This window comes from Methyloversatilis sp. XJ19-49, assembly GCF_024580145.1.
In the GTDB taxonomy this organism is placed as follows: domain Bacteria; phylum Pseudomonadota; class Gammaproteobacteria; order Burkholderiales; family Rhodocyclaceae; genus Methyloversatilis.
Window position 1 is genome coordinate 232057 of record NZ_JANINI010000002.1, and the last position, 23190, is coordinate 255246.

Here is a 23190-nt window from a genome sequence, read left to right on the forward strand (position 1 = left end):
AGGCGCGACTACAAGGCAGGAGGCTCCCTGCAAGGACGAGCAACGCCACCGGGCGCCCGGCCGACGCTCAGCCCGGCAGCTGTGCCTGCTGGCCCGCTGCAAGCGCGTGACCGCGCAGGAATTCGGCCACCGGCAGCCGGCGCCCGCCGGCCTTCTGCAGTTCGGTGATGCACAGAGAGCCTGCGCCGCAGCCGATCACCACGCCTTGATCATCGACCCGGCTGATCAGGCCGGGTGCGCCCGGCTCGGCCAGCACTTCGGCCCGCCAAAGCTTGATCGGCGTGCCATCCACCGACATCAGCCCGCCGGGAAAGGGATCGAAGGCGCGCAGCCGGCGACCCAGTTCGGACGCGGAGCGACGAAAGTCGAGGGCCGCTTCGGTCTTGCCGATCTTGGCCGCGTAGCACGCGCCATGGTCCGGCTGCGCGCGCGGCGTGACGCGGCCTGCCAGCAGGTCGGGCAGGGTATCGATCAGCAGCCGCGCGCCGGCTTCGGCCAGCCGGTCGTGCAGCGTGGCGGTCGTGTCGATGTCCGTGATGTCGACCACATGCTCGGCGAGCATCGGGCCGGTGTCCAGACCGATGTCCATCTGCATCAGCGTGATGCCGGTGCGGGCGTCGCCCGCTTCGATGGCGCGCTGTATTGGCGCCGCGCCGCGCCAGCGCGGCAGCAGCGACGCATGGATATTGATGCAGCCGAGGCGCGGAATGTCGAGCACGGCACGCGGCAGCAACATGCCGTAGGCGACGACCACCAGCAGGTCGGGCGCAGCCTCCACCAGCGGCGCGCGCAGTTCCGGCGTTTTCAGCGTATCGGGCTGATCCACCGTCAAGCCATGCGCCAGGGCGCACGCCTTCACCGGACTGGGCGTGAGCTTCATGCCACGGCCGGCCGGCCGGTCAGGCTGGGTCAGCACAAGCGGGATGTCGCAGTCGAAACCGATCAGCGCCTCGAGCGCACGAGCGGCAAATTCCGGTGTGCCGGCGAACGCGATGCGCGGCGGGTCAGTGAGTGAGCGTGAGGGCATCAGGCGCTTTCGCGGGCCTGCTTCGCGATGCGATTCTTGATGCGGCTCTGTTTCAGTTGCGACAGGTGATCGACGAACACCTTGCCCTGCAGATGATCCATTTCGTGCTGGATGCACACGGCGAGCAGGCCATGTGCATCGATTTCGTGCTCGGTGCCGTCGAGCGAAAGCGTGATGACCCGGATGTGCTCCGAGCGCGTCACCTTTTCGTAGATGCCGGGTACCGACAGACAGCCTTCCTCATACACCTGCTCGCCGTCGCGCTCGACGATGCGCGGGTTGATCAGCGTGATCAGCCCGGTCTTGTCCTCACTGATATCAATCACGATGACCTGCTTGTGCACATCGACCTGGGTCGCGGCCAGTCCGATTCCGGGTGCGGCATACATCGTTTCTGCCATGTCGGCGGCCAGTCTGCGCGTGCTTTCATCGACCCCCTGCACCGGCGACGCTTTCTTGCGCAGACGGGGATCGGGAAATTTCAGTATCGGAAGTAGTGCCATAAAAGTCGTGCTGATTTAATGGATTAGCAGTGAATTTTCATGCAGACTGTCATTAGTTGAAGCAGCTTGCTACACTGACGCATGCCGATGGCCTGAGCCTTGCCTGCCGTCATGCAACGCGCGCCGCAATCCATGGTGCAACCCATGATCTCCGGCGGCGGAACCAGGACGTGCGCGGCTCATGTCGCCGCGCACGCTGCCGTAGCAAACGCTTGAACCAATATCGAGAGGCAAACCCCCGGCCGGGTTCCGGCGGTGCAACACGAAACGAGGCGACCCTCCGTCCGTAACCGTTGTGCTACCGGCATCCGCCAGTGCGAGGCCACACCATGCGCAAGATTATATGCTCCCTGCTGGTCGCCCTTTCAAGCGCGACCGCCTTCGCCCAGTCAGACGGTGCGCCCGCCATTGCCAGCAACGCGCCTGACCGCCATGTCGTCAAGCCGGGGGACACGCTGTGGGGCATTGCCGGCCTGTTCCTGAAGGAGCCGTGGCGCTGGCCCGAAGTCTGGCGGATGAATCGCGAACAGATCCGCAACCCGCACCTGATCTACCCCGGGCAGATCGTCTATCTGGAAGATTTCAACGGCTCGCCCCGCCTGCGCGTCGGTCAGCCGGTCAAGCTTTCGCCCAGGACCTACGAAGAAGCGGTGCCCGAGCCGATTGCCTCGATTCCGCACAAGGCCATCGAACCCTTCCTGACCAGACCGATTGCGGTGGAAGCCGGTTTCAACGAAACGGCGCCGCGCATCGTCGGCACGCAGGAAGGCCGCGTGTACCTGAGCGCGGGCGATGTGGCCTACGTGACCGGCGTGACCGACAGCTCGTCGCTGTGGCATGTCTATCGGCCTGCCGCGCCGATCCGCGATCCGGAAACCAAGGCCGTGCTGGGCTTCGAGGCCGAATACCTGGGGGATGCGCGGCTGACGCGCGAAGGCGACCCGGCTACGTTCGAGGTCGAATCAGCACAGTTCGAAATGGGCAAGGGCGACCGGCTCATTCCGGCCCCACCGTCTGAACTGGTCGCCTACGTGCCGCGAGCCCCCGAAAAGAACATCGAAGGCAGCGTGGCGCGCATCGTCGGCGGCGTGGCGTCGGCCGGACGTCACAACGTGGTACTGCTGAACCGTGGCGCGAATGACGGCGTAGAGGTCGGTCACGTATTCGCTGCCTTCGTCGCCGGCAAGCAGGTCACCGAGCGCCGCGACCAGCAGATCAATACCTTCCAGATCCCGGACGAGCGCTCGGGCGTGGTGTTCGTGTTCCGGGTGTTCGACAACATTTCCTACGCGCTGGTGATGGATGCCAAGCGCCCGATCGCCGTCGGCGACCGCATCCGCAAGCCCTGAACGCCGACGACTCGATCGCGCGGTCGCCGGTGGAGCGCGTATCCGATGCATCGCTTGCAGCCTGGCTGCGGCTCACGCTGACACGCGGACTCGGGCTGGACGCACAACGCCGTCTGCTGTCGGCATTCGGCCCGCCGGAGCGGGTGTTCGCGGCGTCCGGCCCGGCGATCGCCGCGGCGGTCGGCGACAAGGCGGCCCGCCTGCTGGCCGCCTTCGATGACGATGCAGCGATCGCGCGAACGCTCGACTGGGCGCACCAGCCGGGCAATCACCTCGTCACGCTGGCCGACGCCGCGTATCCGCAAGCCCTGCTCGAAATCCCCGATCCCCCGACGCTGCTGTATGTGAAAGGCCGCGTCGAGTTGCTGAACCGGCGTGCGCTTGCCATCGTCGGCGCGCGCAACGCCACCGCACAGGGCGCACAGACGGCCGAACAATTTGCGCGCGAGCTGTCGCGCGGCGGCCTGACCATCGTCAGCGGCCTCGCGCTGGGCTGCGACGCCGCCGCCCACCATGGCGCGCTCGACGGCCCGGGTTCGACCATTGCGGTGATCGGCACCGGTGCCGACCGCATCTACCCGCCGCGCAATCAGGACCTCGCGCGCCGCGTGGCCGCGCAGGGCGCCGTGCTCACCGAATTTCCGCTCGGCACACCGGCGCTACGGGAAAACTTTCCGCGCCGCAATCGCATCATTTCCGGCCTGTCACGCGGTGTGCTGGTGGTCGAGGCGGCCGCACGCAGCGGCACGCTCATCACCGCCCGCCTTGCCGGCGACCAGGGGCGCGAGGTGTTCGCGATTCCCGGGTCGATCCACTCGCCGCTGTCCAAGGGCTGCCATCAGCTGATCCGCCAGGGGGCCAAGCTGGTGGATGACGCGCGCGACATCCTGTCCGAGCTGCAGCCTGAGGCGCCACCGGCCGGGGCCACCGCCGCACGCGTGACGGACGACGCCTCGGCGCTGCTTGATGCAATGGGCTTCGATCCGGTCGGAATCGACCTCATCGCGCAACATACCGACTTGACGGCAGACACCCTCTCCGCCATGCTGCTTTCGCTGGAACTCGAAAGGCGGGTGGCGTTGCTGCCGGACGGTCGATTCCAGCGCATCAGGTGATACGGTTCGGGTCAGCCCGAGCCGGGTGACAAACCGCCGGTGGGCCTTGCCGCCAACCGGCACGCGCGGAGCCGAATCATGATCGACGTTCTGGTCTATCTTTTCGAAACTTACGCGCATCTGGACAGTTATCCCGAGCCTAACCAGCTCGCGCGCAAGCTCACGGCTGCCGGTTTCGAGCAGGACGAAATCGAGGAAGCAATGGGCTGGCTGTCCGGTCTTGAAAGCGCCGGTGGCGCCGACAAGCCGAAGATTGCCGAAGAAAGCCGCTCCATCCGGCTGTACTCGGCGGCGGAGCAATCGCGGCTCGATACCGAATGCCGTGGCTTCCTTTCATTCCTCGAAGATGCCGGTGCGATCAACGCCCTGACCCGCGAAATCGTGGTCGAGCGTGCGCTGGCGCTGGAGGATGACGAGGTGTCGCTGAGCCAGCTCAAGGTGATCGTGCTGATGGTGCTGTGGAACCAGCAGGCGACCACCGACACCCTGGTCCTCGAGGAGCTGCTGTCCGACGAAGACGAGCCGCGCGCCCCGCATTGATCCGGCGCGCGACGTGGCGGGCATGGCGGGGTCCCGCGTATTCGCTTGCCTGTTCGGAATTTTTGTCCCTATCATGCGCCGCTTTCACGCCGCTTGATCCGGCGCGCACCCGGTGCGCCGCAGTCGGCGATCGGGTCATCGGGCAGGCATGGGCAAAAAACTGATCATCGCGGAAAAGCCGTCGGTAGCGCAGGACATCGCGCGCTCCGTCGGCGGATTCACGCGCGAAGGTGACTACTTCGAAAGCGACGACTACGTGTTGTCGTCCGCAGTCGGCCATCTGCTGGAACTGGCCGTGCCCGAGGAATACGAGGTCAAGCGCGGCAAGTGGTCGTTTGCCCACCTTCCGGTCATTCCGCCCCGCTTCACGCTCAATCCGATCGACAAGACCGCCGAGCGGTTGCGCCTGCTGACCCGGCTGATCAAGCGCAAGGATGTCGACAGCCTCGTGAATGCCTGTGACGCGGGCCGCGAGGGCGAGCTGATCTTCAATTACATCGTCGAGCACAGCAAATCGACCAAGCCGATCGAGCGTCTTTGGCTGCAGTCGATGACGACGACGGCGATCCGCGACGGCTTCGTGAAGCTGCGCAGCGCGCAGGAGGTCGAAGGTCTGCGTCAGGCCGCGATGTCGCGTGCCGAAAGCGACTGGCTCATCGGCATCAACGGCACGCGCGCGATGACCGCGTTCAACTCGAAGACCGGCGGCTTCCACCTGACGACGGTCGGCCGGGTGCAGACGCCGACGCTGGCCATCGTCGTGCGGCGCGAGGAAGAAATCCGTCGCTTCAAGTCGCGCGACTACTGGGAAATCGAAGGTCTTTTCGGCGCAGTGGCGGGTGAGTACACCGGCCGCTGGATCGACGAGAAATTCAAGCGGCCGGAAGGCGACGAGCACGCCCGCGCCGAACGCGTGTGGGACGAGGCGAAAGCGCGTGCCATCCAGGCCAAGTGCGCCGGCAAGACCGGCACGGTCGAGGAAGAGGCCAAGCCATCGACCCAGCTGTCGCCGCTGCTGTACGACCTCACGTCGCTGCAGCGCGAAGCCAACGGACGCTTCGGTTTCTCTGCCCGCGTCACGCTGCAGATCGCGCAGGCACTGTACGAGAAGCACAAGGTGCTGACCTATCCGCGTACCGATGCGCGCGCGCTGCCGGAAGACTATCTGCCGACGGTCAATGACGTTCTTGCACGCCTGCCGCAGACCTATGCGCCGCATGCCAACGAAATCGTGAAGCACGGCTGGGTCAAACCGAACAAGCGCATCTTCAACAACGCCAAGATTTCCGACCACTTCGCCATCATTCCGACCGGCACCGAGCCGAAGTCGCTGTCCGAGGCCGAAGCCAAGATCTACGACCTGGTGACGCGCCGCTTTCTCGCGGTGTTCTTTCCGGCCGCCGAATACCAGATCACCACCCGGATCACCCGCGTCGAGGGCGAAGCCTTCAAGACCGAGGGCAAGGTACTGGTGAATGCCGGCTGGCTCGCCGTGTATGGCAAGGAGGCGGCGCTGGTCGATGACGAGGCCAAGGCCAAGGGTGAAACCGTTGCGGCCAGTCTGGTGCCGGTCAAACCGGGCGAGACGGTCAAGGTTGAAGACATGCTGGTCAAGGCGCTGCAGACGCGCCCGCCGGCGCGCTACTCGGAAGCGACGCTGCTGTCCGCGATGGAAGGCGCCGGCAAGACCATCGACGACGAAGAGCTGCGCGCAGCGATGGCCGGGCGTGGTCTGGGCACACCGGCGACCCGCGCGCAGATCATCGAGAACCTGATCCTCGAAAGCTACATGCTGCGCGAAGGTCGCGAACTGATTCCGACCGCCAAGGGTTTTCAGCTGATGATTGCGCTGCGCGGCCTGAAGATCGACGAACTCAGTTCGCCCGAACTGACCGGCGAGTGGGAATACAAGCTGTCGCAGATCGAGCGCGGCGAGCTGTCGCGCGAAGCCTTCATGGGCGAGATCGCCGACATGACGCAGCGCATCGTGCATCAGGCGAAGAGTTACGAAAGCGACACCATTCCGGGCGATTTCGCGACGCTGGAAGAAAAGTGCCCGCGCTGCGGCGGTGTCGTGAAGGAAAACTACAAGAAGTTCCAGTGTCAGAGCTGCGACTTCGCGCTGTGGAAGATCGTCGCCAGCCGCCAGTTCGAAACGCACGAAATCGACACTCTGCTGCGCGACCATCAGGTCGGACCGCTGACCGGCTTCCGCAACAAGATGGGCCGGCCATTCAATGCGCTGATCAAGCTCAACGACAAGCTGGAGCCGGAGTTCGACTTCGGCCAGCCGCGCGATGACGAAAATGCCGAGCCGGTCGATTTCTCGTCGCAGACACCGCTTGGCGCCTGCCCGAAGTGCGCGGCAAGAGTGTACGAACAGCCGATGTCCTACATCTGCGAAAAGGCGGTCGGTCCGGACAAGAGCTGCGACTTCCGCTCGGGCAAGATCATCCTGCAGCAGCCGATCGAACCGGAACAGATGCAGAAGCTGCTGGAGGCCGGTCGCACCGATCTGCTGAAGGGGTTCGTGTCGTCGCGCACCAAGCGCAAGTTCTCCGCTTTCCTGGTGCGTCAACCGGATGGCAAGGTAGGCTTTGAATTCGAGCCGCGCGCGGTCAAGCCGAAAGCCGGGGCGAAGGAGACCAAGGCAGCAGTGCCGGGCGCCGATCTGGCGGAAAGCGAATCGCCTGCCGGAGCGGCGATGAAGAAGGCGGTCGCAAAAAAGGCTGCACCGGGCAAGACCGCAGTGAAAAAGGCCGCGCCTAAAAAAGCTGCACCGAAGAAGGCCGCTGCGAAAAAACCGGCCTGACGGCAGGGTTCTCTTCCTCGCCGATGTGATGCGCCTGGCGCATCCGCTCGCGCGAAGTCCGGTGCATGCGGGCTGGCCGCGTGATCTCTGGCGGCCAAAAAAATGCCCGACTCGAGGCCTGAGTCGGGCGAAGCGGGAAAGGGTGAAGCGCGGGTACTACATCTTCTTCTGCACGTCGCGCGCGGTGTCCTGCACCGCCTCGCCACCGGACTCGATGTCCTTGCCGGCGCCGGCAATCGTGTTGCAACCCGCCAGTGCAAGACCGGCACTCAGAATAAGTATCGTCATCAGCTTGTTCATGCTTGTCTCCGTTGGGAAAGTGGGTGCTGCGTTCATAAATCTGGCCTTGTGTTTCAGATCGTGCTGCGAAGCTGCGACACCGCGGGCAGGATTTCACCGTCATCGTCGCTCGAAGCCGCATCACCCTCTGAGTCGGGCGTCAACATCAGACCGTCGTCCACCGCCTGCAGACGATAGGCAGGCACCGCCAGACGCAGGCCGGCATTGCCCGAGCGCGACACGCGCACCATGGCGTAGCGCGCGCTGCGTTCGCCGTGGCGCCCGGACACGGTCTGCTCGACCACGCCCAATGTGACGCCGTCGGTGTCGAACACCTCCCGTCCATCAAGCTTCGACAATGCGGATAGGCTGTCGGGTGCGGCGGTGCCGCGCCCTATCTGGAAAGCGGTCAGCAACGCGGCGCTCAGCAGGGCGCCACACAGCGCCGACATCAGCAATCGAATCGTCATGATGCGTTTCTCCGTCTGCATGACACGACTGCAGTATGCGCAGCGGTCACGGCGCCGCCTGTCGTCCGCACGGCGGGGTGGCTGTAGGACGATTCCCGCATCGACGCAGGTGCGCACGGCCCGTCTCGGGTACGCTCGCGCTCTGACCCTTGCTCTGACCCCTCTCGTGGAGAAAATGTGATGGCTATGCTGGTACTCGGTCTGGTGTTGCTGCTGGGCGTCCACTCGACGCGGCTGATTGCTCCGGGCCTGCGCGACGCAGGCGTCGCGCGCCTCGGTCTGCTGCCGTGGAAAATCCTTTATGCGGTGCTGTCCCTGATCGGCCTGGTGCTGATCGTGCAGGGTTATGGCGAAGCGCGCATGGCGCCGACGCTGCTGTGGGCACCACCGGTATGGACGCGCCACCTGGCCGCGCTGCTCACGCTGCCGGCCTTCGTTCTGATGGCCTGTGCCTATGTGCCGGGCACACGCATCCGCGCAAAACTCGGCCATCCGATGGTGGCCGGCGTGAAGATCTGGGCGTTCGCCCACCTGATCGCCAACGGTACGCTGGCCGACCTGCTGCTGTTCGGCAGCTTTCTGGTGTGGTCGGTCGTCATGTTCGCCACGCTGCGCCGGCGCGACCGCGCAGCCGGTCTGCGACGCCCGGCGGGCAGTGCATCGCGCGATGCAATCGCCATCGTCGCCGGTGTCGTCGGCTGGGCGGTGTTCGCCGGCTGGCTGCATCTCGCGCTGATCGGCGTGAAGCCTTTCGGCTGAACGTGCGGCCATGATCACCCTGCACATCGAGCGGCTTCGCCCGGGCGACGATCTGAGGCGCTGCCTGGAAGCCGTCGCGCGCCGGCAGGACATCGGCGCCGCCTTCGTGCTGTCGGCGGTGGGCAGCCTGGCGCCCGCCACGCTGCGACTGGCGGGTCGCGACAGGGCCACCGTCATCGATGGCAACAGCGAGTTGCTGACGCTGTCCGGAACGGTGAGCCGACACGGCGTTCACCTTCATGTCATGGTGGCCGACGCCGACGGACGCGTCACCGGTGGTCACCTGCTGGCGGGCAGCATCGTGCGCACCACGATGGAACTGGTTCTCGGCATCGCCACCGGCTGGGACATCCGGCGCGAGATCGACCCGGCAACCGGTTTCGAGGAAATGGTGGCCGAGAACCTGCATGAACTGCTCGGCGCCCGTGGCCCCGATTGAGCACACTGCCTGCAAATGAGGCGTCGTGCCCACATCCTTGCTGGCGGCGGCGCTGCCCTCGCCATACAGCTTTCGCCCACAGCCTTGTCCACAGAAACTGTGGATGGACTGCGTGACCAGCATGCGCGAGCAATCACCTCAATTGTCCGCACCCTGCCTCAATAATGAGCAACCCTATTGACACCGTTGCAGCATGCGGCGCTCCGGCCGGTGTTACCGCGTGATGAAGCATCTTGTCCACAGATACTGTGGATAACCGGCATGCGGCGCACGGCGATCGGCACACGCCGTGTAAGCTCGCACCGATCTGACGACAGGACGCAACACGTGGCAAAGGTGGTACCCGATGGCTGGCGCGAAATGGATGGCGGCAACGACGCCGGCGATGCCATCCGTCCGGGTGCCGCAGCAGAGCGCGAACGCGCCACGCTGGCGCTGCTCGAGCGCGCGCTGCCGGCGGCCTACACCGTCTATCACGGCGTGCACTGGACGCGTCTCGATCAGGGGTTTTCGATCTACGGCGACATTGACTTCGTCATCGTCAACGCCGCCGGCAACCTGCTCGCCATCGAACAGCGCAGCGGCTATCTCGAAGAAGGTCAGCACGGCCTGCTGACCCGCCACCGCGGACGCGACCGCAATGTCGCGGTCGGCATCGCGCGCTCGCGCCATGCCCTGCACACCCGTCTGGCATCGCGTCTGGGCGGCGCCGATGCCACACTGCCCAGCCTCGAATACCTGCTGTACTGCCCGGACCACTTCGTGCGCCAGGCGCATACCGCCGGCATCGAGCCGGAACGCATCGTCGACGCGGCGCTGCGCGACACGCTGGCAGCGCGCATCCAGTCGATTCTTCCGCCGGGCGAACACGGCGCGCGCGCCGCCGAAGTGCATCGTTTCCTGCGCGACGAAATCAAGCTCGAAGCCGACGTCAGCGCGCGCATGGGCATCGCGCGCGAGCGCGTGACCCGGGTTGCCGGCGGCCTCTCGCAGTGGGCGCGCGCGCTCGACTTCACGCCCTACCGACTGCGCGTCGTCGGCACGGCCGGTTCGGGCAAGACGCAACTCGCGCTCGCCGAGTACCGCGCTGCAGTCGAAGCCGGGCTGCGTCCGCTGTATGTCTGCTTCAATCGTCCGCTGGCCGATCACCTCGCGCGCATCGCGCCCGAGGGCGGGCTGGCGTGCACCTTCCACCACCTGTGCGAGCGCGTGCTGGCCGAGCACGGCGAGCGGCCCGACTACGCACGCCCCGACGCGTTCGACGCGCTGATCGCGCGCGCCGGCGAACTCGACGTGCCGGACGCCCTCCGTTTCGACACCGTCATCGTCGACGAGGGCCAGGACTTTTCCACCGACTGGGCGACCCGGCTGTGGCGGCATGCCGCCGACGAGGCGCGTCTGATCTGGCTGGAAGACCCGATGCAGAACCTGTATGGCCGTACGCCGATCGATCTTCCCGGCTGGGTGACGCTGCGCGCGCGCAGCAATTTCCGCAGCCCGCGCCCTGTCGTGCACATGCTGCAGACGCTGCTGCAGGACGTGCTGCCCGAAGCCGCGCAGATCGAGGCGGCATCGCCGTTCGATGCCGACGACGTCGAGCGGCTGGTGTATGACGCCGAACATCCGCTGACCCAGCGCGTCAAGGAAGCGATCCGCCTGTGCTTCGCCGCCGGCTTTCGCACCGAAGACGTCGCCATCGTCAGCTGGCGTGGCCGCGAACAGTCGGAACTGCTGCGCCACGACCGGCTCGGCGCCAACGCGCTGCGCAGCTTCACCGGCCAGTACGACCTGCTCGGCCAGCCGGAATATTCCGAAGGTGATGTGCTGATCGAATCGGTCTACCGGTTCAAGGGTCAGTCGGCGCCGGCGGTCATCCTCGCCGAAGTCGACTTCGATGCGCTGGACGAGCGCACGCTGCGCAAGCTGTTCGTCGGCGCCACACGCGCCATGATGAAGCTGGTACTGGTGGTCAGCGAACGTGCCGGGCGCACGCTCGACGAACGCCTTGGGCGGGGCTAGCGGTACATGTCCATCCCTGCTGACGCCATGCAATCCCCTGCGTCCGTGCGCACCCGCACGCCGCGTCTCCGCACGCTGGCGCTGCCACTGCTCGCCATCGGCCTTCTGCTGTCGATCGCGCTGTCGCTGTCGCTCGGCAGCGTGCCGGTCAGCCCGGCACAGCTGTGGCAGATCATGACGACCGGCGGCGATGCCGGGGTGGCCGGCGACGTGGTGCTCGGCCTGCGACTGCCACGCGTGCTGGCGGCCGCAGCCTGCGGTGGACTGCTCGCGCTGGCCGGCGCGCTGATGCAGGTCCTGCTGCGCAATCCGCTGGCCGACCCCTACGTGCTCGGCATTTCCGGCGGCGCCTCGGTCGGCGCACTGCTGGCCATGGCGGCCGGACTGGCGGGCGCGCTGTTCGAGCTGTCCGCCCTCGCCGGGGCACTGACCGCGATGGCGCTGGTGTTCGGGCTGGCTCACGGCGAGGGCGGGCGCACGCCGACGCGGCTCCTGCTGACCGGCGTCATCGTGTCGGCCGGCTGCGGCGCGGCGGTGTCCTTCATGCTCACCGTGGCGAACGAGCAGTCGCTGCGCGGCATGCTGTTCTGGCTGATGGGCGACGCCGGCGTGGCCGCGCCGCCCGCAGCCGCGCTGTGGGCGCTGGCCATCGGCGTGCTGGTGTGCGTGCCGCTGGCGCGTGACCTGAACCTGCTGGCGCGCGGCGACCTCACCGCGCAGACGCTCGGCGTACCGGTGCTGCGCCTGCGCCTGGCGATCTACCTGATCGCGTCGGCGCTGACCGCCGTCGCAGTGACCACGGTCGGCGCGGTCGGATTTGTCGGTCTGGTCGTGCCGCACCTGATGCGGCTGGCGCTCGGCAACGACCAGCGTCTGCTGCTGCCGGCCAGTGCGCTGGCGGGCGCCCTGCTGCTGCTGCTGGCCGATACCGCAGCGCGCACCCTCATCGCGCCGGCGCAACTGCCGGTCGGCGTGCTGACGGCGCTGCTCGGCGTGCCGGTATTCCTGTTCCTGCTGCATCGCCGTCAATGAGCACCGTCGCTCCCCTGCTCGTCGCGCGCGGTGTCAGCGCCGGCATCGACGGACGCACCTTGTGCGCCGCGCTCGACCTCGACATCCGGCCGGGTGAAATGCTCGCGGTCATCGGCCGCAACGGCATCGGCAAATCCACCGTGCTGAGCACGCTGGCCGGGCTGCGTGCGCCGCTGGCCGGCCAGCTGACGCTAGACGGCATGCCGATCGGATCGGTGGCGCCGCGCGCGCTGGCACGCCGGCGCGCGCTGCTGGCGCAGTCGCACGAAGACGCCTTCGCGTCGACCGTGCTCGATACCGTGCTGGTCGGTCGGCACCCACACATCGGCCGCTGGTCGGACGACAGCGCGCACGACGTGCAGGTCGCGTTCGACGCGATGGCCCGCGTATCGCTCACCGGCTTCGAGGCGCGCGACGTGCGCACGCTGTCCGGCGGCGAAAGACAGCGTGTGGCCATCGCCGCGCTGCTGGCGCAGGACGCGCCGCTGTGCCTGCTCGACGAGCCGGTTACCCATCTCGACCTCGATTACCAGATGGACACGCTGTCGCTGTTCGCCGGCATGGCGCATGACGAGGGGCGCGCCGTGGTGGCCGTGCTGCATGACCTCAATCAGGTGCTGCGTTTCTGCGACCGCGCGCTGCTGCTGACCGGCGGCGGCGAGTGGGTCTGCGGAGCGGTCGACACGGTGCTGCAGCCAGACACGCTGTCACGCGCGTTCTGCCATCCGCTGCGCGAGCTGCGCGACGGTGAGCGTCGCTATTTCGTGCCGGCATGATGCGTCAGATCTGGCTGCTGATCGGACTGATGCTAGCCGCAAACCCGGCGCGTGCCGCCGTCAGCGTGACCGACGACGCCGGACGCCGCGTCGTGCTGCCGGCCCCCGCGCAGCGCATCGTCAGTCTGGCACCGCACGTGACCGAGCTGCTGTACGCCGCCGGCGCAGGCGCGAAGCTGGTCGGCGCGGTGGAATACAGCGATTTTCCGCCGGCGGCGCAGGCGCTGCCGCGGGTCGGCAGTTCCAGCGCCGTCGACATCGAGGCGGTCGCAGCGCTGAAGCCCGATCTGGTCATCGCCTGGCAGAGCAGCACCCGCGCCGCGCAATACGGTCAGCTCGACCGGCTGGGCATTCCGGTTTTCGTCAGCGAACCGCGCTCGCTGGATGACATTCCGCGCACGCTCGAACTGCTCGGCCGGCTGGCCGGTACGTCCAAGATCGCGGAGGCCGCAGCGCTCGACTTCCGCACGCGACGCGACAGGCTGGCGGCGCGCTATGCATCCCGCCCGCCGGTCGGCGTGTTCTACCAGATCTGGGACCGGCCGCCGATGACGGTCAATGGCGAGCATCTGATCAGCGCCGTGATGGCGCTGTGCGGCGGACGCAATGTGTTTGCCGATCTGCCCATCCTCGCGCCGACAGTGACCGAAGAGGCGGTGCTGGCCGCTGCACCCGAGGTCATCGTCGCCAGCGGCATGGCCGACGCGCGCCCGGAGTGGCTGGACGCATGGCGGCGCTGGCGCAGCCTGCCGGCCGTCGCCCGGGACAACCTCTACTTCATTCCGCCGGAACAGCTGCAGCGCAATACGCCGCGCGTTCTCGACGGCGCGACGCAGATGTGCGAACAGCTGGAACAGGCGCGCACGAAGCGACGCTGAAAGTCCGCAAGCGATCGCGCAGGACGGCGGGCGCCCGGAAACGGGCGCCGCCTTGACCCTTGCTAATTGCCCCGTTCCGCCCGCGCCGCCAGCCAGACCAGCGCGAGCACCGGCACGCCGAGCAGTGCGGTGCCGGTGAAGAAGAATTCATAACCACGCGCGTCCACCACGACGCCGGAGAACCCGGCGATGAACTTGGGCAGCAGCAGCATCAGCGAACTGAACAGCGCGTACTGCGTGGCCGAATACGCCACATTGGTCAGCCCCGACAGATAGGCCACGAAGGCGGACGACGCAATGCCGGCCGACAGGTTGTCAGCCGAGATCGCGAAGATGAGGCCGCTCACATCGTGGCCGCGACCGGCCAGCCAGACGAACAGCAGATTGGTGACCGACGAGAGCAGCGCACCGAGAAACAGCGTCTTCATGACACCGATGCGGGCCGTCAGCACGCCGCCGATCACCGCACCGGCGATGGTCATGCCCACGCCGTACACCTTGGCGACCGTCGCCACCTCATCCTTCGTATAGCCCATGTCGACATAGAAGGCGTTGGCCATGATGCCCATGACCACGTCGGAAATGCGGTAGGTGCCGATCAAAGCCAGCAGCAGAACCGCCTGCCAGCGGTAGCGGCGGATGAAGTCGAGCAGTGGCGACAGTGCGGCGCCGTGCAGCCACGCCGCCAGACGCAGCAGCGGGCCGTGCAGGCCCCCGCGCATAAGCCAGTCGCGGGCGCGCGCCTCGCGCTGCACGGTTTCGGCCGACACCACCACCTCCGGCTCGCGGATCAGCAGCGTGGTCACCACGCCGACCGACATGCTCGCCGCCATCACGAGATAGGCGAAGCGCCAGGGCGCGTGCTCATAAACGAGTTCGGTCGCATCGACCGATGCCGCCAGCCAGAGCACGCCGGCCGAGGCGACGATCATCGCGATGCGGTAGCCGCCCTGGTAGGTGGCCGCCATCGCACCCTGCAGCCGCTGTTCGACCGCCTCGATGCGGTAGGCGTCGAGCGCGATGTCCTGCGTCGCCGAGGCGAAGGCAACCGCCAGCGCACAGTACGCCATGCGGCTCAGGTTCTGCGCCGGATCGGTTGCAGCCATGCCGAGCAGCGCCAGCGCGATGGTGAGCTGCGACGCCAGCAGCCAGCTGCGGCGCCGACCGAGCATTCCGGTCAGCAGCGGCAGTGGCAGGCGATCGACCAGCGGCGACCACATCCACTTGAACGCGTAGGCGAGACCGATCCAGCTGAAATAGCCGATGGTAGAGCGATCGATGCCCGCCTCGCGCAGCCAGTACGACAGCGAGCCGAGCACCAGGATCAGCGGCAGGCCGGCGGAGAAGCCGAGAAACAGCATGCCGGCGACGCGCGGGTGCGCATAGACCTTCAGACTGTCGAGCCAGCCGGCAGCAGTGGAGTGCGGGGTCACGGGCGAGGCGCAGGGGCGGAGAAGAAGGCCGGAAGATACCAGCCCCGCCGACCGACCGCGCAGCGGCGCCGTTCGAACAACCGTGAGTTCAGGCGTATTCCGGGAAGAACAGCCCCATCACAGCGGCCATGGAACTGCTTGCTTCGGCGCATGCGCCCTCGAAAGCCTGCGGTTCCAGCCGGGTCATGTTCCACGCCTCGGGTACTACAGTGGCCACAATTCGGGCCGAATCGAGCAGTTCGCCGTCGTGGCCGACAGCGCAGCGCGCGAAATGCAGCAGGCAGGCTTCGAACTCGTGCGGTGCGCCACGTGCCGGGTCTATCTGCGCGCCGATGGCGGTCGAAAAGCTGACCGGCAACTGCCATGATCGCAGAAGTTCGGCACCAATTTCGGCGTAGTCGCATCCGATGACGTCGCGTTCGATCAATTCCGGCGCGGCGCCCGACGCGTGGCACTGCGCCAGCGCTGCTTCGGCCAGTTGAGGAACATGCATGTACATCACCATGTGGCCGATGTCGGCCAGCAGGCCGCCGACGAACAGACGTTCGGCATCAAGCAGGCCGCAGCTCTTGGCGGCCGCGCGCGCCAGCAACCCGCGCATCGCGGACGCGCGCCAGAAGCGGGCAACGTCCATGCGCTCGGGGCGCATGCCGGAGAAGACGGCGGTCACCGTGGTGGCCAGCACGATGTCGTGCACCTGCTGCATGCCGAGCACGCTGACCGCGCGCGACATGGTTTCGACCTTGCCGGGAAAGCCGTAGAAGACGCTGTTGACGACGCGCAGCACGCGCATCGTGATTCCGGGATCCGCCACCACCACTTTCGCAAGGTCGAGCACCGAACCTTCCGGGTCGTCGAAGACCTGTTTCACGCGATGGTAGATGGCCGGCAGGGTCACCAGCTCTGTCGTGCGCTGCGCCAGTTCCTGTGCGGTATGGAAGGACATGTCGGGTGTCGGAACGATGGCAGTGAGCTGAATTCGGCAATCTTGCCGAAAACTTGAGTTACCGGCGCCGAACCCGCGCCCGCTGGCGGGCAATCCCGATTCGCGCGCGGCTCATGATCGCCTGCCGTCGGAACCCAGCCTGTGCTGCAACTGCTGCAGCAATCGCCAGCCACCCCACAGCCGCAGGCCCCAGCGCCAGACGCGGCGCGGCCGCAACACGAACAGACAAACCGCTGCCCCCGCAATGATCTCCGGATGTACCCGCACCCACCGAACACCTTCGCGTACCGTGTCGCCAAAGCGCAGTGCCGGCGACAGCGCGGCCGATTGTTCCACGGCAATGCTGCGCAGCGTTCGCGAGCGCTCCAGCAGCCGCTCGCGCGTCAGGGCAAGGCGCATGCGTTGCGGATTCATGGTTGCAGGCTGTCGCGGTCGCGTTTCAGCTCGTCAAGCGACGATGCGAACAGTCTCGTGCCCTCTGCCATGCGCGCCCGCGCAACGACCGCCGCGAGCACCCCGAGCGTGATGAACAGCGTGGAAAACAGCGTCAGAGCCAGCAGGCGGTGGCTGTCCCACAGAAGCACCGTCAACAGTACCGCCAGAAAGGCGATGCCAAAGGTGAGAAAGGCGATGGCCAGTGCGCCATACACCAGCAGTTCGGTCAGACGCAGCGCTTCATCGCGCGCCTCTACCGTGACCAATTCCAGCCTGACATGGACAAGTTCGATCAGGCTGGAGAAGAACCCCTTCAGCGATACGGCAAGACGCTCGGGCCGTTGCGGTTCCGACATCGCGCTCAGCGACGACCGATCAGCAGCCCGATCAGCAAACCGGCGCCGGCCGCAACGCCGATCGCCTTCCACGGGTGGTCGTGTACATAGTCATCGGTGACGCGCGCCACTTCGCGCGACTTTTCCTTCAGCGCGGCTTCGGCGTCGGCCAGCTTGTGACGTGCGGAGGTCAGGTTCTCCTGCATGCGCACGCGCAATTCACCCACTTTTTCACCCGCCTGATTGGCCGTGACCTTCAGCAGTTCTTCCGCGTCCGCGATCACCACCTTCAGGTCCGCAATCAGCTTTTGCTTGGTTACCGTTGATTGATCGATGAGTTCGGACATTGATGTTCTCCTTGTTGAATGGGCTGCCTTTAAAGACAAGAAGTTAACCCCTTAAGTTGCCTCGCGCAACGCACCTGTGTGGGCCTGCACCCTTGAAGCACGTAGGCGACCGGCTACGCCGATCAGGCCAAGACCGGCCAGCAGCATGGCCCAGGTCTGCGCCTCCGGCACCGGTGCGAGTGCGGATGCGAAGGCGGACGCGACCTGCTGGTGAGCTGCCGTGGTGATGTGCACACCATCCCAGAACAGATATCCGGCACCGTTGCCGTCGATGCAGGACACGCTTTCGATGCAGGCGTCCGTCGCGTTCGTGAGGCCGAACGCTTGCGGATCGGCATTGACCGCGGTGGTCAAAGCGAAGGTATCGGCGGTGAAGAAGTTCGCATCCGGCAGCGCAGTGTCGAGATCGGCCAGCAGATCGGCCAGTGCGGCATTGTGTCCAAGCGATATCTGCGTCGCCACCAGCGAAATGAAGGGATCGTCGTCGGCCAGCTCGGGTACCAGACCGAGGTTGGGCAGGTTCGGGATCAGGAAATTCTTTGCGCCTGCGGCATACAGCGTGGTGACCGAACTGTAGAGATTGCCGATGGCGTTCGTCACGTAGTCCTGCGGATCGACCGATCCCGGTGTCGCTTCGGACAGCAGGAAGTAATCGTTCGGGCCGGCCCAGATGAAGTACAAACCGCTCGCGCTGGCTGTTCCACCGCTGCCGCCCAGGTAGCCGTTAACCTGGGCCACAACGCCGGTGCCGTTGAAGAAATTTGGCGGAAACAGCGAATCGTCGTCATCGATGAAGTTGTCCGAACCGCCGCCGACCGGTGTGCCGGTGCGGGCGCCCGCCACGGCAAAGTTCGACAATCCGGCGCCGAGCGTGTCGGCCAGATACTCGACCGCCGTGATGCCGTTCGACAATCGCCCCTCGAAATACGGGAGAGGCGGATAGAGGTTTCCGGTCAGCGCGTAGAGATTCCCGTCATCCGACAGGCTGTCGCCGAAGGCATAGATGCGGTCATACGCCGCAGCCGGCAGCGGCAGGGCGAATGGCGCGGTAAGCAGGGCAAACAGCACGACACGGCTTGTCTTCATGGAGCACTCCAGTGATGAACGGAAAACCCGATGGCTCGAGACTGAAGGATCAGGGCAGGCTGACATCGTAGTCGACAATCAACGGCGCATGATCGCTGAATCTGTGATCCTTGAAGACCCTTGCTGCGCGGGCCTTCGCGGCGATTCCCGGGGTCGCGATCTGATAGTCGATGCGCCACCCGACATTGTTTGCGCGCGCCTGGCCGCGGTTGCTCCACCAGGTGTAGCAGTCGTCGGTGGCGTCAGGGTGCAGGCTGCGATAGACATCGACCCAGCCGCCCTGGACGAGCAGGGTGCTCATCCACGCCCGCTCTTCGGGCAGGAAGCCTGAATTCTTCAGATTCCCCTTCCAGTTCTTCAGGTCGATTTCCCGATGCGCGATGTTCCAGTCGCCGCAGATGACGATTTCGCGGCCGCTGGCGCGCAACGCCGCCAGATGCGGCACGAAGGCGTCGAGGAAGCGGAATTTCGCCTCCTGCCGCTCCGGTGCGCTGGAGCCGGACGGCAGATAGAGCGAAACGACTGTCAGGTCACCGAAATCGGCTTCCACGTAGCGGCCTTCGTCATCGAATTCCTGCTCGCCGAAACCGGTGATCACGCGAGAAGGTACCCGCCGCGCGTACAGACCGACGCCGCTGTAGCCCTTCTTCAGCGCGTAGTGGAAATGGCCGGGCAGACCGCCGAGGGCGGCGGGGGAGCGCATCGCATCGTCGAGATCGGCCGCCTGCGCCTTCAGCTCCTGCACCGCCAGCACGTCCGGCGACTCGCCAGCCAGCCAGGTCCACACACCCTTTGTCGTGGCCGAGCGGATACCGTTGAGGTTCAGCGACACGATACGTAACATGGCCGGTTCATCCGATTCGTTGGGAAATTCCGTGGATTCTAGACGTTCATTCGTGCAGTTCGCCTGCGACACCGGCGTGCTGCGCTTCGGCAGCTTCACCACCAAGGCGGGTCGCCAGTCACCGTATTTTTTCAACGCCGGGTTGTTCAACAGCGGCGCGTCGGTGCTAAAGCTTTCCGAGTTCTATGCCGAAACAATCCTGAACCGTGCGCCTGCGTTCGACATGCTGTTCGGTCCGGCCTACAAGGGCATCGTGCTGGCCGCCGGCGCGGCGATGCAGATGGCGCAGCGCGGTCGCGACGTGCCATTCGCGTTCAACCGCAAGGAAGCGAAGGACCATGGCGAGGGCGGCACGTTGATCGGTGCGCCACTCAAGGGTCGCGTGCTGATCATCGATGACGTGATCAGCGCCGGCACATCGGTCCGCGAATCGGTCGAACTGATCCGTGCCGCCGGCGCGACGCCGGCCGGGGTCGCCATCGCGCTTGACCGCATGGAGCGCGGCAGCGGCGCCTTGTCAGCGGTTCAGGAAGTGGAACGTTTGTACGGCATGCCGGTGGTGGCCTGCGCCAGTCTCGATGATCTGGTGGGCTATCTGCAGCTCACCCCCGGCATGGAGAGCAATCTGGCGGCGGTGCAGGCGTACCGCGCGCAATACGGAGTCGGCCCCTGAAGATGAACACCCTGGAACTGCGTCACCTGCTGCCCGGTCTGGCTTTGATCGGCCTGATGTTCGCCCCGTTCGCCGAGGCGCGCGTCTATTGCTGCAAGGATGCGCGCGGACAGCAGGTGTGCGGCGACGTGCTGCCGGAATCCTGTGCCGACCGCAGCTACCGGGAACTCAACAAGCAGGGCGCCACGGTGAAGCAGGTCGATGCGCCGATCAGTGCGGAACAGCGCGCAAAGCGCGACGCCGCGGCGCAAAGGGCCAGCGACGAAGACCGCGCGCGCCAGGAACAGCGTCGGCGCGACGCCACGCTGCTCAATACCTATTCGAGCGAGCGCGACATCGACATGGCGCGCAAGCGCCGGGTGACCGACATCGAAGAGCTGCTTGTGCAACTGCGCGACCAGCAGCAGACGCTCCGGCAGCGCCACGTCAGCCTCGAAGCGGACGCCGCGCGCTTTGCCGGCAGGCCGGTACCGCCGGGCATCAAGGACCGGCTGGACACCAACGCGCAGGACATGCGCCTGCTGGCCGACAACATCGCAGCGAAAGAGCGCGATCTGGTCGAGACACAGCAGCGCTTCCAGGAAGATCTCGCGCGTTTCCGCCAGCTCGCCGGCCAGAACTGAACGAGCGATCTATCTGGCCGGCACGTCGAGCGCGCGCCGGTACTGGATCGCTTCGGCCACATGCGCCGGGGCGATGCAATCCATGTCCGCCAGATCGGCGATCGTCCGCGCCACCTTGAGACAGCGGTGATAGGCGCGCGCCGACAGGTTCAGCGCCGTCATCGCCTGGCCGAGCAGCTTGCGCGCCGGATCGGTGAGCACGCAGTGCAGATCGATGTCGGCCGCCTCCAGCGACTGGTTCGGCCGCGCCTGACGCGCGAGCTGCCGACTGCGTGCAACCTGCACCCGTGCGCGCACAACGGGCGTGGCTTCGCCCGGGCCTGCGCGCAGCTCATGCTCGGCCAGAGGCGCCACGGTCACCATCAGATCGATGCGGTCGAGCAGAGGCCCCGACAGGCGATTCCGGTAGCGCGCCACCTGATCCGGCGTGCAGCGGCAGCGCGCCGACGGATGACCCAGATAGCCGCACGGACAGGGGTTCATCGCCGCGACCAGCTGGAAACGGGCCGGAAACTGCGCCCGGTGGGCCGCGCGGGCAATCGTGACATGACCGGTTTCCAGCGGCTCGCGCAGTGCTTCGAGCACGCGGCGGTCGAATTCGGGCAGTTCGTCGAGAAACAGCACGCCATGATGCGCCAGCGAAATTTCGCCCGGCCGCGGTACGGCTCCCCCGCCCACCAGCGCGGCCGCGCTGGCCGAATGATGCGGTGCGCGAAACGGCCGGGTCGTCAGACGGGCGGCATCGAACAGGCCGGCGCCGGACAGCACGGCCGCCGTTTCGAGCGCCTCGGCTTCTTCAAGATCGGGCAGCAGGCCGGGCAGACGTGCCGCCAGCATCGACTTGCCGGTGCCGGGCGGGCCGCTCAGCAAAAGCGAATGATTGCCAGCGGCGGCGATTTCCAGCGCACGGCGGGCCTGCAGCTGGCCCCGCACATCGGCCAGATCCGGCCACACCGGTGCGGCACGCTGCGCCGGCGCACTCGCGCGGGGCAGCGCCTCGCGACCGCACAGGTGGGCGCACACGTCGAGCAGCGAACAGGCAGCGCGCACATCGACGCCGGCCACCATGACTGCCTCGGCCGCCGATTCCGCCGGCAGCACGAAACAGCGTCCGGCATCGCGCGCGCCAAGCGCCATCGGCAGCGCACCGCGCACCGGGCGCAGCGCGCCGGTCAGAGAAAGCTCGCCGGCAAACTCATGACGGTCGAGCGTTGGCGCGGCGAGCGCACCGGACGCGATCAGGATACCGAGCGCGATCGGCAGGTCGAATCGGCCGGATTCCTTCGGCAGGTCGGCCGGCGCCAGATTGACGGTGATGCGCCGGGCCGGAAATTCGAAGCCGGAACAGAGGATGGCCGCGCGAACGCGGTCGCGTGCTTCGCGCACTTCCGCATCGGGCAGGCCGACCAGCGAAAACGCGGGCAAACCGTTTGCGACGTGCACTTCGACCGCCACCTCCGGTGCGTGCAGGCCGGCCAGCGCACGGCTGCGCAGGATGGCGAGTGACATGTTGTCGTCATGGTATGCGATGGGCGCAGTCTAGCGCACACCCTGCCTTGCCATGCCATGGGAATCAGTCGATCGCTGTAATGCGGCGCCGGGCGGTTACTTCGATCTCGATTTTCATGCGCGGGTCGGCCAGGCCGGCGGACAGCATGGTGGCGGCCGGCCGCACGTCGCCGAAGTGCTTGCGCAGCACCGGCCAGCACTTCGGAAACGACGCCGCATCGGGCACGATGTAGGTCACGCGCACGACGTCCGCCAGCGTCGCACCGGCCAGCGCCAGCGCGGCTTCGATGTTGCGGAAGCACTGTTCGGTCTGTGCGACGAGATCAGCGGCGATCGTCATGGTTGCATAGTCGAAGCCGGTGGTGCCGGACACGAAGATCCAGTCGCCGTCGACCACGGCGCGCGAGTAGGCCGCCTGCGCTTCGAAGGTGGAACCCGAATCGATCCAGCGACGCATCATGATGTCTCCCGCACAATCAGGGCGCTCAGGCCGCCCGGAACAGCATGACCGCCAGCCCGGCCGCCAGCGCCGCCACGACCAGATTGACCCAGGCGCCCCAGCGCGCGCCGTAGCCGGGTGGAAACTCGGCCGGTGTCAGCGTGTGGAGCAGGCGCAGGTACTGTCGCGACGACCATCCGGCCACCCATGCGCCGAGCACGATGAACGCCAGCCCGAACCACAGCGACGCGCCGGACAGGCCGGCCCCCTGCTGTACCGGCGACACCAGCCGGATCAGGATGCCGGCACGTTCGACGACGAAACCGAAGGCGATCAGCGCCAGACTGGTACGGTTCCACGCCAGCAGCGTGCGCTCGGCGGCAAACAGCACGCGCGGGTCCTTCAGGTCAGACACGATGATGGGTCCTCTCGGGTGGTGACGCGGCAGGCACCACTGCAAGCAGCCTGCCCGCACGATGGATGCCAGACACGGACGTTAGCAGACCCGGCGAACGCTGCCCT

General features: G+C 66.5%; 26 protein-coding genes. 12 read left to right on the forward strand and 14 right to left on the reverse strand.

The window, feature by feature from the left end:
- Positions 1–67 precede the first annotated feature (67 nt).
- Positions 68–1027 (reverse strand): methionyl-tRNA formyltransferase, encoded by a 960-nt coding sequence (gene fmt, locus NMQ16_RS03700; protein ID WP_257079148.1) that lies wholly within the window; start codon positions 1025–1027, stop codon positions 68–70.
- Complete coding sequence (def, locus tag NMQ16_RS03705) at positions 1027–1530, reverse strand: peptide deformylase (RefSeq protein WP_257079149.1); 504 nt, start codon at positions 1528–1530, stop codon at positions 1027–1029. The genes fmt and def overlap by 1 nt, the downstream gene beginning before the upstream one ends.
- 329 nt (positions 1531–1859) lie before the next feature.
- Here def and NMQ16_RS03710 point away from each other — a divergent pair, with 329 nt between their 5' ends.
- The 4 genes from NMQ16_RS03710 to NMQ16_RS03725 all read left to right on the forward strand — a co-directional run bounded on the left by NMQ16_RS03710 (position 1860) and on the right by NMQ16_RS03725 (position 7346).
- Positions 1860–2879, forward strand: a complete 1020-nt coding sequence (locus NMQ16_RS03710) for a LysM peptidoglycan-binding domain-containing protein (RefSeq protein WP_257079150.1) — start codon at positions 1860–1862, stop codon at positions 2877–2879.
- Positions 2880–2908: 29 nt separating this feature from the next.
- Complete coding sequence (gene dprA / locus NMQ16_RS03715; RefSeq protein WP_257079151.1) at positions 2909–3994, forward strand: DNA-processing protein DprA; 1086 nt, start codon at positions 2909–2911, stop codon at positions 3992–3994.
- A 78-nt stretch (positions 3995–4072) separates the two neighbouring features.
- On the forward strand, positions 4073–4534 hold the full coding sequence (locus tag NMQ16_RS03720) for a DUF494 family protein (protein ID WP_069038828.1): 462 nt from the start codon (positions 4073–4075) through the stop codon (positions 4532–4534).
- A gap of 148 nt (positions 4535–4682) precedes the next feature.
- Positions 4683–7346, forward strand: a complete 2664-nt coding sequence (locus tag NMQ16_RS03725; RefSeq protein WP_257079152.1) for a DNA topoisomerase III — start codon at positions 4683–4685, stop codon at positions 7344–7346.
- A 156-nt stretch (positions 7347–7502) separates the two neighbouring features.
- Here the strand turns inward: NMQ16_RS03725 and NMQ16_RS03730 are convergent, their stop codons facing one another.
- Positions 7503–7646, reverse strand: coding sequence for an entericidin A/B family lipoprotein (locus NMQ16_RS03730; RefSeq protein ID WP_069038830.1), 144 nt, complete (start codon positions 7644–7646; stop codon positions 7503–7505).
- Between the two features lie 53 nt (positions 7647–7699).
- Positions 7700–8095: a hypothetical protein gene (locus tag NMQ16_RS03735; protein WP_257079153.1), complete on the reverse strand. Its 396-nt coding sequence runs from the start codon at positions 8093–8095 to the stop codon at positions 7700–7702.
- Positions 8096–8275: 180 nt separating this feature from the next.
- Here NMQ16_RS03735 and NMQ16_RS03740 point away from each other — a divergent pair, with 180 nt between their 5' ends.
- The 6 genes from NMQ16_RS03740 (at position 8276) to NMQ16_RS03765 (ending at position 13998) form a co-directional block, all read left to right on the forward strand.
- The gene (locus NMQ16_RS03740; RefSeq protein ID WP_257079154.1) at positions 8276–8854 is read left to right on the forward strand and encodes an NnrU family protein; all 579 of its coding nucleotides are present in this window, start codon (positions 8276–8278) and stop codon (positions 8852–8854) included.
- Positions 8855–8864: 10 nt separating this feature from the next.
- Positions 8865–9293, forward strand: a complete 429-nt coding sequence (locus NMQ16_RS03745; protein WP_257079155.1) for a PPC domain-containing DNA-binding protein — start codon at positions 8865–8867, stop codon at positions 9291–9293.
- Between the two features lie 327 nt (positions 9294–9620).
- Entirely contained in the window at positions 9621–11312 is a 1692-nt protein-coding gene (locus NMQ16_RS03750; protein WP_257079156.1) for an ATP-dependent helicase, read from the forward strand.
- A 6-nt stretch (positions 11313–11318) separates the two neighbouring features.
- Complete coding sequence (locus NMQ16_RS03755; RefSeq protein ID WP_373566746.1) at positions 11319–12344, forward strand: FecCD family ABC transporter permease; 1026 nt, start codon at positions 11319–11321, stop codon at positions 12342–12344.
- Complete coding sequence (locus NMQ16_RS03760) at positions 12341–13120, forward strand: ABC transporter ATP-binding protein (protein ID WP_257079157.1); 780 nt, start codon at positions 12341–12343, stop codon at positions 13118–13120. Before NMQ16_RS03755 ends, NMQ16_RS03760 begins: the two co-directional genes overlap by 4 nt.
- Positions 13117–13998 (forward strand): cobalamin-binding protein, encoded by an 882-nt coding sequence (locus tag NMQ16_RS03765; protein ID WP_257079158.1) that lies wholly within the window; start codon positions 13117–13119, stop codon positions 13996–13998. Before NMQ16_RS03760 ends, NMQ16_RS03765 begins: the two co-directional genes overlap by 4 nt.
- Before the next feature lie 62 nt (positions 13999–14060).
- On the opposite strand, the gene NMQ16_RS03770 is transcribed toward NMQ16_RS03765, so the two are convergent.
- The 7 genes from NMQ16_RS03770 to NMQ16_RS03800 all read right to left on the reverse strand — a co-directional run bounded on the left by NMQ16_RS03770 (position 14061) and on the right by NMQ16_RS03800 (position 19424).
- Positions 14061–15359, reverse strand: coding sequence for an MFS transporter (locus NMQ16_RS03770; RefSeq protein ID WP_257079303.1), 1299 nt, complete (start codon positions 15357–15359; stop codon positions 14061–14063).
- Positions 15360–15519: 160 nt separating this feature from the next.
- On the reverse strand, positions 15520–16377 hold the full coding sequence (locus NMQ16_RS03775) for an HDOD domain-containing protein (RefSeq protein ID WP_257079159.1): 858 nt from the start codon (positions 16375–16377) through the stop codon (positions 15520–15522).
- A gap of 111 nt (positions 16378–16488) precedes the next feature.
- The gene (locus NMQ16_RS03780) at positions 16489–16791 is read right to left on the reverse strand and encodes a YqjK-like family protein (RefSeq protein ID WP_257079160.1); all 303 of its coding nucleotides are present in this window, start codon (positions 16789–16791) and stop codon (positions 16489–16491) included.
- Positions 16788–17168 carry a phage holin family protein gene (locus tag NMQ16_RS03785; RefSeq protein ID WP_069038837.1) on the reverse strand — a complete coding sequence of 127 codons (381 nt, stop codon included), beginning with the start codon at positions 17166–17168 and terminating at the stop codon, positions 16788–16790. Before NMQ16_RS03785 ends, NMQ16_RS03780 begins: the two co-directional genes overlap by 4 nt.
- A gap of 5 nt (positions 17169–17173) precedes the next feature.
- The gene (locus NMQ16_RS03790; RefSeq protein ID WP_069038838.1) at positions 17174–17494 is read right to left on the reverse strand and encodes a YqjD family protein; all 321 of its coding nucleotides are present in this window, start codon (positions 17492–17494) and stop codon (positions 17174–17176) included.
- A gap of 51 nt (positions 17495–17545) precedes the next feature.
- Complete coding sequence (locus NMQ16_RS03795) at positions 17546–18580, reverse strand: SGNH/GDSL hydrolase family protein (RefSeq protein ID WP_257079161.1); 1035 nt, start codon at positions 18578–18580, stop codon at positions 17546–17548.
- A gap of 49 nt (positions 18581–18629) precedes the next feature.
- Positions 18630–19424, reverse strand: a complete 795-nt coding sequence (locus NMQ16_RS03800; RefSeq protein WP_257079162.1) for an exodeoxyribonuclease III — start codon at positions 19422–19424, stop codon at positions 18630–18632.
- 52 nt (positions 19425–19476) lie between these two features.
- Here NMQ16_RS03800 and pyrE point away from each other — a divergent pair, with 52 nt between their 5' ends.
- Together pyrE and NMQ16_RS03810 are read left to right on the forward strand one after the other, a co-directional pair.
- Positions 19477–20097, forward strand: coding sequence for an orotate phosphoribosyltransferase (gene pyrE, locus NMQ16_RS03805; RefSeq protein WP_257079304.1), 621 nt, complete (start codon positions 19477–19479; stop codon positions 20095–20097).
- A gap of 2 nt (positions 20098–20099) precedes the next feature.
- Positions 20100–20720, forward strand: coding sequence for a DUF4124 domain-containing protein (locus NMQ16_RS03810; RefSeq protein ID WP_257079163.1), 621 nt, complete (start codon positions 20100–20102; stop codon positions 20718–20720).
- A 9-nt stretch (positions 20721–20729) separates the two neighbouring features.
- On the opposite strand, the gene NMQ16_RS03815 is transcribed toward NMQ16_RS03810, so the two are convergent.
- From NMQ16_RS03815 to NMQ16_RS03825, 3 genes are all read right to left on the reverse strand, one after another.
- Positions 20730–22229: a YifB family Mg chelatase-like AAA ATPase gene (locus NMQ16_RS03815; protein WP_257079164.1), complete on the reverse strand. Its 1500-nt coding sequence runs from the start codon at positions 22227–22229 to the stop codon at positions 20730–20732.
- 64 nt (positions 22230–22293) lie between these two features.
- The gene (locus NMQ16_RS03820) at positions 22294–22689 is read right to left on the reverse strand and encodes a RidA family protein (RefSeq protein WP_257079165.1); all 396 of its coding nucleotides are present in this window, start codon (positions 22687–22689) and stop codon (positions 22294–22296) included.
- Between the two features lie 25 nt (positions 22690–22714).
- Positions 22715–23083: a DUF202 domain-containing protein gene (locus tag NMQ16_RS03825; RefSeq protein WP_257079166.1), complete on the reverse strand. Its 369-nt coding sequence runs from the start codon at positions 23081–23083 to the stop codon at positions 22715–22717.
- Positions 23084–23190: the final 107 nt, after the last annotated feature.

Bases quoted from the DNA above. Each gene is read 5' to 3' on its own strand.
- NMQ16_RS03725 (WP_257079152.1), top strand. From the start codon at position 4,683: ATGGGCAAAAAACTGATCATCGCGGAAAAGCCGTCGGTAGCGCAGGAC.
- NMQ16_RS03735 (WP_257079153.1), bottom strand. From the start codon at position 8,095: ATGACGATTCGATTGCTGATGTCGGCGCTGTGTGGCGCCCTGCTGAGC.
- NMQ16_RS03755 (WP_373566746.1), top strand. From the start codon at position 11,319: ATGTCCATCCCTGCTGACGCCATGCAATCCCCTGCGTCCGTGCGCACC.
- NMQ16_RS03820 (WP_257079165.1), bottom strand. From the start codon at position 22,689: ATGATGCGTCGCTGGATCGATTCGGGTTCCACCTTCGAAGCGCAGGCG.
- NMQ16_RS03775 (WP_257079159.1), bottom strand. From the start codon at position 16,377: ATGTCCTTCCATACCGCACAGGAACTGGCGCAGCGCACGACAGAGCTG.
- NMQ16_RS03810 (WP_257079163.1), top strand. From the start codon at position 20,100: ATGAACACCCTGGAACTGCGTCACCTGCTGCCCGGTCTGGCTTTGATC.
- NMQ16_RS03795 (WP_257079161.1), bottom strand. From the start codon at position 18,580: ATGAAGACAAGCCGTGTCGTGCTGTTTGCCCTGCTTACCGCGCCATTC.
- NMQ16_RS03720 (WP_069038828.1), top strand. From the start codon at position 4,073: ATGATCGACGTTCTGGTCTATCTTTTCGAAACTTACGCGCATCTGGAC.
- NMQ16_RS03815 (WP_257079164.1), bottom strand. From the start codon at position 22,229: ATGTCACTCGCCATCCTGCGCAGCCGTGCGCTGGCCGGCCTGCACGCA.
- NMQ16_RS03730 (WP_069038830.1), bottom strand. From the start codon at position 7,646: ATGAACAAGCTGATGACGATACTTATTCTGAGTGCCGGTCTTGCACTG.
- NMQ16_RS03780 (WP_257079160.1), bottom strand. From the start codon at position 16,791: ATGAATCCGCAACGCATGCGCCTTGCCCTGACGCGCGAGCGGCTGCTG.
- NMQ16_RS03740 (WP_257079154.1), top strand. From the start codon at position 8,276: ATGGCTATGCTGGTACTCGGTCTGGTGTTGCTGCTGGGCGTCCACTCG.
- fmt (WP_257079148.1), bottom strand. From the start codon at position 1,027: ATGCCCTCACGCTCACTCACTGACCCGCCGCGCATCGCGTTCGCCGGC.
- NMQ16_RS03765 (WP_257079158.1), top strand. From the start codon at position 13,117: ATGATGCGTCAGATCTGGCTGCTGATCGGACTGATGCTAGCCGCAAAC.
- NMQ16_RS03710 (WP_257079150.1), top strand. From the start codon at position 1,860: ATGCGCAAGATTATATGCTCCCTGCTGGTCGCCCTTTCAAGCGCGACC.
- NMQ16_RS03800 (WP_257079162.1), bottom strand. From the start codon at position 19,424: ATGTTACGTATCGTGTCGCTGAACCTCAACGGTATCCGCTCGGCCACG.
- NMQ16_RS03745 (WP_257079155.1), top strand. From the start codon at position 8,865: ATGATCACCCTGCACATCGAGCGGCTTCGCCCGGGCGACGATCTGAGG.
- def (WP_257079149.1), bottom strand. From the start codon at position 1,530: ATGGCACTACTTCCGATACTGAAATTTCCCGATCCCCGTCTGCGCAAG.
- NMQ16_RS03790 (WP_069038838.1), bottom strand. From the start codon at position 17,494: ATGTCCGAACTCATCGATCAATCAACGGTAACCAAGCAAAAGCTGATT.
- NMQ16_RS03770 (WP_257079303.1), bottom strand. From the start codon at position 15,359: ATGCTGTTTCTCGGCTTCTCCGCCGGCCTGCCGCTGATCCTGGTGCTC.
- NMQ16_RS03785 (WP_069038837.1), bottom strand. From the start codon at position 17,168: ATGTCGGAACCGCAACGGCCCGAGCGTCTTGCCGTATCGCTGAAGGGG.
- NMQ16_RS03760 (WP_257079157.1), top strand. From the start codon at position 12,341: ATGAGCACCGTCGCTCCCCTGCTCGTCGCGCGCGGTGTCAGCGCCGGC.